The organism is Chondromyces apiculatus DSM 436 (assembly GCF_000601485.1).
GTDB lineage: Bacteria > Myxococcota_A > Polyangia > Polyangiales > Polyangiaceae > Chondromyces > Chondromyces apiculatus.
Window position 1 is genome coordinate 150972 of sequence record NZ_ASRX01000018.1, and the last position, 12841, is coordinate 163812.

General features: G+C 68.4%; 7 protein-coding genes. 3 read left to right on the top strand and 4 right to left on the bottom strand.

Features of this window, described 5'->3' with window-relative positions:
• Positions 1–19: 19 nt before the first annotated feature.
• Positions 20–3199 (bottom strand): CheR family methyltransferase, encoded by a 3180-nt coding sequence (locus tag CAP_RS13860; RefSeq protein WP_197041170.1) that lies wholly within the window; start codon positions 3197–3199, stop codon positions 20–22.
• A gap of 327 nt (positions 3200–3526) precedes the next feature.
• Between CAP_RS13860 and CAP_RS13865 the strand changes: the two genes are divergently transcribed.
• Both CAP_RS13865 and CAP_RS13870 read left to right on the top strand, forming a co-directional pair.
• Positions 3527–4495 carry a chemotaxis protein CheB gene (locus CAP_RS13865; protein WP_044240786.1) on the top strand — a complete coding sequence of 323 codons (969 nt, stop codon included), beginning with the start codon at positions 3527–3529 and terminating at the stop codon, positions 4493–4495.
• A gap of 55 nt (positions 4496–4550) precedes the next feature.
• Positions 4551–5276, top strand: a complete 726-nt coding sequence (locus tag CAP_RS13870) for an NAD(P)H-binding protein (RefSeq protein WP_044240787.1) — start codon at positions 4551–4553, stop codon at positions 5274–5276.
• 99 nt (positions 5277–5375) lie between these two features.
• Here the strand turns inward: CAP_RS13870 and CAP_RS13875 are convergent, their stop codons facing one another.
• On the bottom strand, positions 5376–6953 hold the full coding sequence (locus CAP_RS13875) for a glycosyl hydrolase family 18 protein (protein WP_044240789.1): 1578 nt from the start codon (positions 6951–6953) through the stop codon (positions 5376–5378).
• 2280 nt (positions 6954–9233) lie between these two features.
• Between CAP_RS13875 and CAP_RS13885 the strand changes: the two genes are divergently transcribed.
• Positions 9234–9842 (top strand): hypothetical protein, encoded by a 609-nt coding sequence (locus CAP_RS13885; RefSeq protein ID WP_044240794.1) that lies wholly within the window; start codon positions 9234–9236, stop codon positions 9840–9842.
• 507 nt (positions 9843–10349) lie between these two features.
• On the opposite strand, the gene CAP_RS13890 is transcribed toward CAP_RS13885, so the two are convergent.
• Together CAP_RS13890 and CAP_RS13895 are read right to left on the bottom strand one after the other, a co-directional pair.
• Positions 10350–10934 (bottom strand): Uma2 family endonuclease, encoded by a 585-nt coding sequence (locus tag CAP_RS13890; RefSeq protein WP_044240795.1) that lies wholly within the window; start codon positions 10932–10934, stop codon positions 10350–10352.
• A gap of 222 nt (positions 10935–11156) precedes the next feature.
• Entirely contained in the window at positions 11157–12821 is a 1665-nt protein-coding gene (locus tag CAP_RS13895) for an SMP-30/gluconolactonase/LRE family protein (RefSeq protein WP_081864867.1), read from the bottom strand.
• Positions 12822–12841 lie beyond the last annotated feature (20 nt).

Sequence of the window (12841 nt, forward strand, 5' to 3'; positions counted from 1 at the left end):
GTTCATCTGGTGAATGACCTTATTCTCCCTGTTCCTGGAGCTCTCGCCTCTTCGTCTCCCGGACCGCGACCAGGAGGAACTCCGCGGGTTTTCCTCCCTGCCCGGGGATCGAGCGTGCGCTCAGGAGCACCGGCTGCCGTGCTCCGTCGGCGAGCTCCAGCTCCAGCAGGTGGTCCTTCAGGATCACCTGCCTGGGCAGCACCTCCTCCAGCAGCACCCGGGTGCTGTGGAGGCGCCAGGGGCCACCATCCAGATCGTAGAAAAACCGCCCTCGCACCGCGTCTGCCGTGACCTGGAAGAGATCCTGGAAGGCCCCGTTCGTGTTGCGGACGCGCAGCGCCCCGTCGAGAACGCACATCGGCTCGGGCAGCAGCGCGAGTATCCCGTCCGCGTACGCGCGTATCTCCTGCGCCTCCTCCAGGGCGCGCCTCGACGCGTCCACGTCCACCAGGGTGAGCACCGCCCCCTCGATCTTGTTCTCCACGGTGCGGTAGGGCCGGATGCGCATGGAGAACCAGCGGCCGTCGCGATCGCGCACGTCCCCCTCGAAGCTCTTCATGGTGTCGATCACCTCGGCGATCCGCGCCTCCAGATCGACGACCTCGATCTTCGGGCGGATGTCGCTGATGGGCCGTCCGATGTCGGTGGGGATCAGGGTGAGCACCCGCTCGGCCATGGGGGTGAAGCGCCGGATCTTGAGGTCCGTGCTCAGCATGACGATGGGCAGGTTGACGCTGCTCAGCGAGTTGTTGAGGTCGTTGTTGAGCTGCGTGAGCTCCAGGTTGCGGCCCCTGAGCTCCTCGTTCACCGTGGTGAGCTCCTCGTTCGTCGACTGCAGCTCCTCCTTCGCCGTCTCCAGCTCCTCGTTGATGCTCTGCAGCTCCTCGTTGCTCGAGAGGATCTCCTCGTTCGCGGACTGCAGCTCCTCGTTCACCGCCTCCCGCTCCTCGATGATCGACTGCATGTGCTCGCGGCTCGCGGCGAGATCCTGCTTGAGGTGCGCCACCTCGTGCCGCTCCTCGGCCGTCAGCGGCCGCTCCCGGGAGTGCCTCCGCTGGTTCCTGCTCTCACGGGTCGGCATCTGCGAGGCCCGCTGCGCCTCGAAGAGCACGACGTAGTGCACCGGCGCGCCGAGGTCCCGCCCCTCCTGCGTGATCGTGCGCAGGGGGAGCACCTCGACCACGACGGTGCGCGGGGTGCCGTTCACCGAGAGCACGACGGGGTTGCTCCGGGTGGCCTCGCCGCTCTTCTGCGCCTTGTGGACCGCGGTCCGGATCTCCATGGGGAGCGGAGGTCGCGCCATCTTCATCAGGTTGAACGAGGGCTCTCCGGGCGCGGGCTCCAGGTAGTCCCCCGTCTGACCGCGGAACTGCACCACGTGCATGTCCTGGCTGATGACCACCCCCGGCGGGGCGTACCGCGCCATCACCAGCCGGTCCGCGTCGCGCTGCGTCGTCTGGCCGGTGGTCTCGCTCAGCGCCCGCACCAGGGCCGGCCTCGTCGTGAGGCCCGACGCGGCGGGCTGCAAGGTGGGCAGGAAGTCGACCGCGACCCGCGACAGGGCCGAGGTCTTCGCGAAGATCTTGTGCTTCCGGTCGATGACCTTGAACAGCTCGCCCGCGCTGCTCGTGGTCTCCGAGTGCCCGAGCACCAGGATGCCGTTCGGTTTGAGCGCGTAGTGGAAGACGTTGAGGACCCGCTTCTGGAGCGGGGGCTCGATGTAGATGAGCACGTTCCGGCAACTGATGAGGTCCACCCGCGAGAACGGCGGATCGCTGGTGAGATCCTGCCGCGCGAAGATGCACATCTCGCGCACCACCTTGCTGATCACGTAGCTCTTGCCCGACCTGACGAAGAAGCGCCGCAGCCGCTCGGGCGACACGTCGAGCGCGATGTTCTCCACGTAGACCCCGGCGCGCGCCAGCTCCAGCGCCGTCTCGCTCACGTCGGTCGCGAAGACCTGCACCGGCAGGTACACCTTGAGCTGCTCCATGCACTCCAGGAGCCCCATGGCGAGCGAGTACGCCTCCTCCCCGGTCGCGCAGCCCGGCACCCAGATCCGCACCGGCTGCTCCGGGATGTGCTCGCGCAGGAGGGCCGGAAACACGGTTTCTTTCAAGATCTCGTGCACGGCAGGATCGCGGAAGAAGCTGGTCACCCGGATGAGCACGTCCTGGTAAAGCGCGTCGATCTCCGCGGGTTCGTCCTTGAGCAGCTTCAGGTAATCCGCGAGCCGGTGCAGCTTGTGCAGCAGCATCCGCCGGATGATCCGCCGCCGGATGGTGGTGTGGCGGTAGAGAGAGAAGTCCACGCGCTTCGCGCCACGCAAGAGGGCGATGATGCGGCGCAGGTCCTGGTCGCCTCCCAGCCCCCGCTCCAGCTCGTCGTGGCTGTAGGCCCCCTGCAGGCGGGGACCCACCAGCGAGATCTCGCTGCCGATCTCCGGCGCCGAGAAGACGCCGTCGATGCACCCCGTGGCGATCGCGCTCCGAGGCATCGCGCTGTGCTTCGCCGTCTCGTCGCTCTCCGCGAAGGTGAGCCCCCCCTCGGCCTTGATCGCCTTGACGCCCAGGGCCCCGTCGGTCCCCATCCCCGACAGGATCACCCCGATCGCGCGCCCGCGGCACTCCATGGCCAGGGAGCGGAAGAACAGGTCGATGGGCATGTTCTGGCCCCGCGTCGGCCGGGGCTCCAGCGTGAGCCGCCCCGCGACGAGGAGCACCGTGGTGCCCGGAGGCATCACGTAGAGGTGGTCAGGCTCGAGCGGGAGGCTCTGCGTCACGGTGATCACGGGCATGGTGGTGAACCGCGCCGCCAGCTCCGGGAGGAGGCTGTCCTGCCTGGGATCGAGGTGCTGCACGAGCACGAAGGCGAGCCCCGTGTCCGGCCTGAGGTTCCGGAGCAAGGCTTCGAGCGATTCCAGGCTCCCGGCCGAGGCGCCGATGCCGACCACACCGAACGCGCGCTCCTCCTCGCTGCCGCCCTCGTCCTCTTCCGCCTCGGGAGGTCGGCCGCTCAGCTCGGGTTGCTCTTTCCCAGCGTCCTCGTTCCCGGGCCCCACCAGGTCGCCGTCGCCGCTCTCCTCCGCGCTGTCCTGGGTCTCTGCCTCCGCTCCGTCTTCAGTGGCCGGCACTGGACCCTTTGCCGGGACAACCTCGGGCGTCCCGTCGTCTGGACGCTCCTCTCCATCCGTTCCCATGCGCTCACCTTCCCCATGGCTCCCCGGTGAGTATCTCCAGGCGTCCAAGGGCATCGGAGCATCGGGCACTGCGTCCGGAAGCGGAAGGCCAAAGATCGCCTCTGTGCGTTCTTCTCCGCGTCCCTCTCGCCTCCTCGCTGTGCGCGCCGTACGCGCCGTGCGCACCGTACGCGTCGCGCGGCCTCTGACCCGGCCCGCCCGCGGAGCGCACGCCCTCCCCGGCAGTGCCCAGGTGCGATAGGGGCGAACCTGCAGGGAGAGCCCTAGAGGAGATAAGGGAGACCGGGGGCTCATGGCAGGGCAGGAACCATGCAATAACGGGCTTCCGTGCCATCCAAGCTCATTGTCGTCGGAGGGTCTGCTGGAAGCATCGAGGCCCTGCTCGCTATCATCCCCGGGCTCCCCGCAGACCTCGACGCGGCCCTCCTGGTCGTGGTGCACACCGGGAGCGCCGACAACCAGCTCCCGCTGGTGCTCTCGCGCCGGGCGGCGCTCCACGCAGTGCATGCGAGCGACGGAGAGACCATCCAGGCAGGCCGCATCTACCTCGCCCCCCCGGACCACCATCTCCTCGTGGAGGGCGATCGGATGCGCCTCAACCGGGGCCCTCGCGAGAACCGGCACCGGCCGGCCATCGATCCCCTGTTCCGGACCGCCGCGGCGGCCCACCGAGAGCACGTCATCGGTCTGCTCCTCTCCGGGGCGCTCGACGATGGGACCGCGGGTCTGCGCGCCATCAAGGCGAGCGGTGGCCTCGCCATCGTGCAGGACCCTGCTGACGCCATCATCCCCACCATGCCGCAGAGCGCCCTGACGCACGTCAACGTGGACTTCGTCCTGCCCGCTGCGGCCATCGCTCCCGAGCTGACCCGCCTGTGCGCGCCCCAGGCGACCACACCGCGTCCCTTGCCCCAGCCTCTCCCTATGCCCTCACCTCCCCCTCCACCCAGCGATCCTGTCGAAAATTCCCGCGTCTTCGGGTGCCCTGACTGCGGTGGTGTCCTCCGGGAACGCTCCGGGGACGGCACGCTCCAGTTCCTCTGCCGCACCGGCCACCTCTACTCCCCCGAGGCCCTGCTCGCAGGTCAGTCCGACGCCCTGGAGGCTGCGCTGTGGGCTGCTCTCCGCACCCTCGAAGAGCGGTGCTCCCTCGCCACGCGCCTGGAGCGCTCCGCCCGCGACCGCGGTCACTCCCTCTCCGAGGATAACTTCCAGCGCATGGGGGCCGAGGCTTCCGAGCGCGCCGGCTTGATCCGCTCGGTTCTTCTCGGACTCGGCCTCACCCCCCAGCCCTGACGCATTCTGCCCGGTGCCCTCGACGCGGCCGGCTCCCCGTGCGACGCCCTGCGGCATGGCGACAGAAGACACCGCGATCCTCGCAGGCGCGAGCGGCCTCATTGGCGGGCACCTGCTCCGCAAGCTTCTCGATGGAGGCCTCTACGGGCGCGTCATCGCCCTCGTCCGGCGGCCCCTGCCCGAGGCCCACCCGCGGCTCACGCAGCGCACGGTGAGCTTCGACGCCCTCCCCGACGACGCCTTCACCGGCACCGGAGACGTCGCAGGCGCCTCCGGGGCCCCGAGCGGCACCAGCGCTGGCACCATCGACGTCTACTGCGCCCTCGGCACCACCATGGCCAAGGCGGGCTCGCAGCAGGCCTTCCGCAAGGCAGACCATGACGCTCCCCTCGCCCTCGCCGAGCACGCGGTGAAGGCCGGGGCCCGGCAGTTCCTGCTGGTGTCGTCGGTCGGCGCCGACGCGGAGTCCGCGACGTTCTACCTGCGGGTGAAGGGCGAGCTGGAGCGCGACATCGCCGCGCTGTCGCTGCCGACCGTGCACGTGTTCCAGCCGAGCCTCCTGCTCGGCGACCGGAAGGAGCGCCGGGTGGGTGAGGCCATCGGGAGCGTGGTCGCCCGGGTGGCCAAGGGCGCGATGATCGGGGGCCTCCGGAAGTACCGCCCCGTGGAGGCCGACACGGTGGCCCGATCCATGGTCGCCGCCTCGCGCCAGAGCGACCCTGGGCGCCACACCTACCATTACGACGAGATCACCGATCTCGCGGCCCGCGCCTGGACCTGAAAGCGAGGCACCCCGCGCCGGGAGAAACCCGGGCGGGGTGCTGCATTCACCTGCCCTCGATCCTGCCCTCAATGGCAGGTCGAGGGGCGGGGCTGGAGCTCACTGGAGGCCGCTGTGCACGGCCTGGATCAGCTCCCCGTTGGCGGTGTCGCCGCTCAGCTCCCAGAACATGGCGCCGCCGAGGCCCTTGCTCTTGATGTAGTCCATCTTCACGGCGAGGGAGGCCGGGGTGTCGTAGCTCCAGAACTCGGTGCCATTGAAGGTCCAGTAGGACTTGGTGTCGGGGTGGGTGAAGCCCGGGTGGCCCTTGGCCTTGAGGACCTTGTAGTCCTCGATGCCCACCTCGTACGCGCCCTGAGCACCGCCGGCTGCCGTCTGCCACAGGCCGTTGTTGCCGCCCGCGACGCCGGTCCAGCCGCGGCCATAGAAGGGGACGCCCATCACCAGCTTGCCAGGAGGCGTGCCGCCCGCGAGCCAGGCGCCGAGGGCCTCGTCGGTGCTGTACTTGAGCGCCTTGGCGGGGTTCGCGCTCGCGTTGTAGAGCGCGGCGTGGAAGTTCGTGGTGGTCTCCCAGGCGCCGTGCATGTCGTAGGTCATGACGTTGACGAAATCGAGGTACTGGTGAATGGCGCCGACGTCGATCTTGGCGATCTTGTCGAGGCCCGCCGGCGCGGCGATGCTCAGCTCCAGGTCGGGGTCCACCGCGTCGAGCTGGCCGCGGAACTCGGCGAGGAGCGCCGTGAAGTTCTGGGTGTCCTCGGGGCGGTAAGCGCAGGTGTTGCCGCAAGAGCCAGGGTACTCCCAGTCGACGTCGATGCCGTCGAAGAGGCCCGCCCAGCGGCTGTCCTTGATGAAGAGGTCGACGCAGGAGGAGACGAAAGCGGCGCGGTTCTGGGGGAGGGCGGCGTCGGAGAAGCCGGCTGACCAGCTCCAGCCACCGAGGGAGATCATCACCTTGAGGTGGGGGTACTTCTGCTTGAGCTTGCGGAGCTGGTTGAAGCTGCCGCGGAGGACGCCGTTGTCCCAGGTGTCGGCGACGCCGTCGACGCTCTCGGCAGCGCTGTAGGCGCGGTCGTAATCGGCATAGGTGTCGCCGAGCTGGCAGCGGCTGTTGACGACGTTGCCGAAGGCGTAGTTGATGTGGGTCATCTTGGCGGCCGAGCCGCTGGTGTCGATGTTCTTGACGTGATAGCCACGGCCATAGACGCCCCACTCGGCGAAGTAGCCGATGATGCGGCCGTCGGTGAGGCCACCGCCGCCGCTGCCGCCATTGCCGCCGCCGGAGCCAGAGGCGCCGGAGCCACCGTTGCCACCGTTGCCACCGTTACCGCCGCTGCCGCCGTTGCCGGCGCTGGTGCTGCTGCTGGTCGAGGCGCTGGTGCTCGCGCCGCTGCCCTCGCAGGTGGACTCCTGCCAGAGGGCGGGGACCACGTCCGGGGCCCAGGTGGAGAGGGAGGTGTGGCCCTGGATGCACTGGTAGGCCTTGCCGCCGTACATGACGACGGAGCCGACGGCGTACGCGACGTTCTCCGCCCACTGGGGGGCGCTCGCACAGACGGCCGCGCTGAGGTTCTCGGTGCTGGGGTCCGCAGCGTCGGAGGGGTCCGGCGCGCTGACGCAGGCGACGAGGGCGGCGGAGGCGAAGAGGGGGAAGGCAATCGACGCGGCGAACTTCATGACGGTCTCTCCTGGATGCTGGTGTTGCGTTGCTTGGAGAGGCCTCATCGCAAGCGGTGTGCCGACGTGCACCTACAGGGGAGCCAGCGAGATTTCCGCGGGATTTGCGTGGGAGGGCCGCTGAGGGGGCGATCTGGGAGGGGGCAGATAGGGGGGCTGGAGGGGGGGAGGGCGATTTGGCAGATCGCCCCCCCGAACTGGCAGATCGCCCCCGGAGGCGCTGCGGTGGATCGCCCTGGAGGGCTGGAGGGCTGGAGGGCTGGAGGGGCTGGAAGGAGGGGTGGAGGCCGGTGGAGCGGTGGAGCGGTGGAGCGGTGGAGCGGTGGAGCGGTGGAGAGGCGGGGCCTCTGAGGGTGGGGCAAGTGCCCTCGCTTTCGCCGAGGCTCATATGGAAGAACCAAGATTATATCTGCAATGCATTCGTCAGCCGCCTTGATGGAGATTGCTCATGGCAGGTTTCGCGGACCCAACGCAAAGCGATCTGCATACGCGCAGGACCGCCCGAAAGAAATCTCTCGAACGCACGCAGCGTGCTAGGAGCGGCGCAGGGCAGTGCACGAGGCAAGGTGTGCACTGCTGAACAGGGTTCGTTCATTCTCCCCACGAAAGGGAGTTTACCGATGCAATGCGCGCGAAAGGCGATGGCGTTCCTCGTGGCACTCGGCCTGGGTGCATTCACCTCCTGCAAAGGAGAGGAGATCGGGACGTTCAGTTCGGAGCCGTCAGGTCTGCCTTGCCAGGGAGGAGCGTGCGTTCCCGCGCCCCCCGCGGGGTGGACGGGCCCGGTGTGGCTATGGACGGGGGCCGAGGCCGAGGCGCCGCGGTGCCCGGATGGGACGGCGGAGCTGGCGTACGAGGGCCATGCCGGCCTGCACGTGACGGCGAGCTGTGGGAGCTGCGCGTGTGAGGCATCGACGTGCGTGTTGCCCGAGGGTCTCAGCATCAGCACGGGTGGGCAGGACTGCGTGGAGCCGCTGCACGAGGTGTACACACCAGCGGGGTGGGATGGCTCATGTTTCTCGATACCGCCCGTGGTCGATCCCACCGGAGTCCTCTTCTGGGGATTCACGCAGAGCCCTTGCGCACCGGTGATGCCCAGTCCCGAGAGGGAAGCCGCATTTACGTGGGAGATCTTCGCGCGGGCCTGCAAGCCGTCGACGGTCGGGGAGCCCTGTGATGAGGGGAGTGCGACGTGCGTGGAGCCGGCTCCCGAAGGGTTCCGGCAATGCATCCTGCGCGAGGGGGAGCAGGAGAGGTGCCCCGCGGAGTACCCGGAGATTCAGCGCTTCCACGGGGGCGTCGAGGATGGGCTGAGGTGCAGCGCGTGCACGTGTGATGCTCCCGAGAAGAGTGGGTGCCGGCTCGCCATGAGGGTGTTTCAAGATGGCCATTGCAGCATGCCCGGCACAGGGTCGCTGGTTCCTTACGAGAGAACGTTCTGCGACAACACCTGGCTCCCGGATCGCTACGCGAGTGTTCGTGGCTACATCAACGAAGGCGAACCCGATGCATGCGTCCCTGGGGGTGGGGCGCTTGTCGGTCAAGCCACTCCTGGGCTGCCGACCACGTTCTGTTGCCGCAGCTTGCAGACTCCCGAACACTGAGGTCTGAAAAGCATCTCGCGTCTGGTCGCTCTGCCTTGCGAAGGAGCAAGAGACACCACGCGATCCGGAAGCTGTTGTTCACGCCACAACACCTGTGGGCGTAGCAAGAGTTCACGATGGGTGGCAAAGATGGTGACTCTGACGCAATGGCGCGCATAACGCCATGGGCGAGATGAAATGCGGATCCTCGCAGAGCGCCGGCATGATACGAGCGCTCTGCAGGTAATGCAGAGGGGGAGCCGGACGGCGTTGAACAATGAGCCCTATGTTTCGAGCAACGAGCATGGTCGCACCGCATGCATTGGTCTTTCTGACGGCGCTTTTCCTGGGAAGCTCCATTTCCGTGGCTGCGTGCACGACAGGGCGCATCGACATCTACACTTGCGAGAACCCTTGCTATGAATGCGAGGATCCGTGCGCTGGCGAGTGTGTCACGGGCGAGTGCGTTCCGTTGCCGGCCCTCGGGTGGCAGGGCCCGGTGCTGCTCTGGCAGGGTTCTCCGGAGGAGGAGCCCTCGTGTCCTCCGCATGCGCCGGCTCCCGTGTACAGGGGGTACGCCCATCCAGTCCGCGGTCAGCCTTGCGGGACCTGTGCATGCGCGTCGCCTTCGTGCAAGCTCCCTGCGACGCTCGGGGCGAGCACAACCGATGCGACCTGTGGTGGCACGTTGCAGACAGTGGCTCTTCCCGGGAACTGGGGCGGGACCTGCCTGCCGATCACGCCGCTCGACGCGCCGCAGTCCTTGCTCGCCGGGGCCACCACGGTCACCGCATGCGAGCCCGTGGGGACGCCACCCCTGGAGGAGACCGTCGCCTGGCGGGTCATGGCCATCGCGTGCGCCAGCGGAGCCGAACTCAAAGCGTGCGAGGACCCCGACGCGCTCTGCGCGCCTCCCTCCGGGAAGCCACTGGAGGGTTCGAAGCAGTGCGTCTTTCACCAGGGCGAGGCTCTGGTGTGTCCGTATGGGTATCCGCTGCAGTACGTGTTCAACAGCGCTCCGGGGGACAGTGTGACGTGCTCGCCGTGTACCTGCCTGCCGCCCCAGGAGAGCGTCTGTGAGGCCCTGGTAAACACGTACACAGACGCTAGCTGCGCGCAGTACATCCGAGATGTGCCGGCATCGGTGGGTACGGAGAGTTGCGTGGCGATAGATGCCGTTACAACCCAGGTTGGCAGCGTGCAGGCGGTGTTCTCGCTGGCCCAGCCAGGCAGTTGTACGCCTCAAGGAGGACAGATGGTCGGCGGCGGAGTGCCCGTCAAGCCCTCCACGTTCTGCTGCATGTAGCCAGGGATGCCAGATGATGGCCTGAGCTGAGCCCCTGTGAGCCTGTTGCATCCAGTCCGGACAGGCACACCGAGTTTAGCTGGGATACTTTCGCACGTGCCTGCAAGCCCGTGATCGGCTCCAGGGGCTGCGACGGGAGGAGCGCAACGTGCGCGGCACGAGCGCCTGAAGGCTTCCGGGAATGCATCCTGCGCGAGGGGGAGCGCGATGGATGCCCTGCCGGGTACCTGAAGCCTCACCGTTTCCACGGCGCCGGGACTTTGGTCCCTCACGACATCGTCTGCCGGGACAACGGGAGCCCATGCGATTACCACCTCGAGCCCGGCGCTGGACCGGGCGACGGTTTCGCGACTTTCAGCGGCGAACGCGCGGCGGGGGAATGGGAGGTCTGCGCGGCCGACGACGGTGGCGGCCAGATCGGTTCCATCAGGCGCGTGCAACTCTCGGTCTGGGCCTGCTGAAGCGCGATATGCGTCGCACGCGCTCGTCGTCCTTGCTGCTGGCTGCTCAGCCCTCGTCCGGCGCGATGGCGTCCCAGATGGCGGTGAGGTCGAGTTCGATGGCGTCGAAGGGGCTCGCGCGCACCACCTCTCCCTCTACGAAGGTCTGCTCCTGCGCGTACCGCTTCCGGTCGAACAGGTGGAAGACCTCCAGCGACTTGGCGAGGGGGTCGAGTAGCCACAGCCACATCACCCCTGCGCGGGCGTAGACCGGCATCTTCCGGAGGCGGTCATGGGTCGCCGTAGAGGGGGAGAGCACCTCGCACACCCAGTCGGGAGGCAGCGTGAAGAACTTCACGGTGGGGATCAGCGGCATGCGCTCCCGGCGCCAGCCGGCCAGGTCCGGGACGAGCACGTCGTCCCCAAGGTGCAGCTCGGGCTCCACGATGAACCACCATCCCCCCGGCCCACCTCGGCCCCGCTGAAACGGTTGCCCCAGGTCCATCGTGAGCGACGTGGCGGCTGCGCCGTGGGGACTCGCTGGACGGGGGAAGGTGTGCAGCACGCCATCGACGATCTCCGCAACAAGGTGCAGAGGTACAGCCTCAAGATCGGCGTAAGTCGCGGGGCGCTGCTTGGCGGGTTCTCCCATGGTTCACTTCCGATCGTAGCGTGAGAGCGGATGTGCATGCATCACAGCCGTGATGTTTTGTGCGCCTCTCTGTGCGCACGGTCCAAGCCTGCGAGCTCGCAAAACGCTCGGGTTGCCCCCAGCGCGAAAGTCGTGAGCGAATCGGCAGCCATGGTTGACGAAAGAATCGCCGAAGAGCTGTTCACTACGTGAAGAGTTCAGGCTGGTGGCGTACCGACGCCCTCAGGGCGCGGGCACGAAGCGGTAGAGGGCGCTCTCGGTGTCGGAGGAGAGGTAGATGGTCCCGGAGCGGCCGATGGCGACGCCCGTGGGGATGTAGCCGGGGGGCAGGCCCGCGCTCTCGGGGAGGCCGATGGGGAGGTTGCTCGCGAGCACGGTGGAGCGGCCGGTGGTGGGGTCGATGCGGACGAGCTGTTTGCGGCCCACCTCGGCGACGATCAGGGCGCCGTCAGGGTGGCGGGCGATGCCCTCGGGGGCCTGAAGGCCGCTGGCGACCGTGCTGCGGGAGCCGTCGGAGAGGCGTACCCGGGTGACGCTGCCCGAGCGGACTTCGGTGACGTAGACGCCGGGCTCCTTGGCGTCGGTGTCTGCGGCGAGGCCGACGGGGCCCTCCAGGCCCTCGGTGAGGACCGTGGTGCCCGCGGGCTCGGCGGTGTCGAGGCGGACGAGCTTGCCGGTGGTGGCTTCGGCGACGAGGAGGGTGCCGTCGGGGAGCTCGAGCGCGCCCTGGACGCCGTTGTCGTTGGTGATGGTCCGGAGGACCTCGCCAGAGGCGCGATCGAGGACCTGCACGCTGCTCCGGTAGGCGCTGCTCAGGACCACGTGCTTGGGGCTCAGGCTGACGTGCATGGGGAAGGTCAGGGGGGTGGAGAGGCCCCGGGTGGTCTGGGTGATCTTGCCGTCGCGGCCGCGGACGCGGCGGAGGGCGTAGACGTCGGCCACGTAGAGGTGCTCGTCAGGGTCGTCGGGGGCGACGGCGAGGCCGGAGGGGACGGTGAGGCGGGCCTCGACGAGGAGGCGGATGGAGCCGTCGGCGGGGTTGACCACGCGGATGTCGTTGTCGACCATGTTGGAGACGTAGACCTGGTCGTCAGGGCCCATGGCCAGGTTGTCGAGGCCCGTGGGGAGCTTGGCGATGACCTTCTTGTCACCCGTGGATACGCGGACGCGGACCAGCTCGCCGCGCACGGAGTCGACGACGTAGAGGTGCTCGCGGCTGGCGTCGAAGTTGACGGCGACGGGCATGGCGAAGCCCTGGGCGACGACGTCGATCTTGCCGGTGTCCACGTCGATGCGCGCGATCTGGCCCTTGAGCAGGAGGGGGCCGTAGAGGCGGTCGTCGGGGCCGAACTCGAAGCCGTTGAGGAAGCCGGGGCCGGAGAGGACCTGGCGAGGAGGCTTGTTGCCGTCGGGATCCACTTCCCAGAGGGCGTCGCCGCGGCCGACCTGGGTGACGTAGAGGCGGCCGTCGCGGCGGAAGGCCAGGGAGTTGAGGCTGGGGAGATCCTTGGCGATGACGCGGGTCTTTCCATCCGGAGTGCGCCGCATGAGCTGACCGGTGAAGTAGCCGGTCCAGTACACGGAGCCGTCGGGGCCCAGGGTGACGTCGTCGGCAGCGCCCTGGGGAGGGCCCACCAGGGTGGAGACGGCGCCGGTGGCGAGGTCGATGGAGTGGACCGTCTGGCCGAGCAGGTTGCTGGCCAGCAGGTGTCCCTGGCCATCGACGACCATGCCGTGGACGCCCTGGAAGGGGGAGCCGGGCACCACCACCTCCTGGCGGTAGGTCGTGGCTGCGGGGGGTTGGGGCTGGGGAGTGGGGGGAGCGGCTGGGGGCTGGCACCCCAGCAGCATCGAGGCGAGCAAGAGCTTGTCGAGGAATCGGTACACGGGGGAGTCTCCGGGTTGGG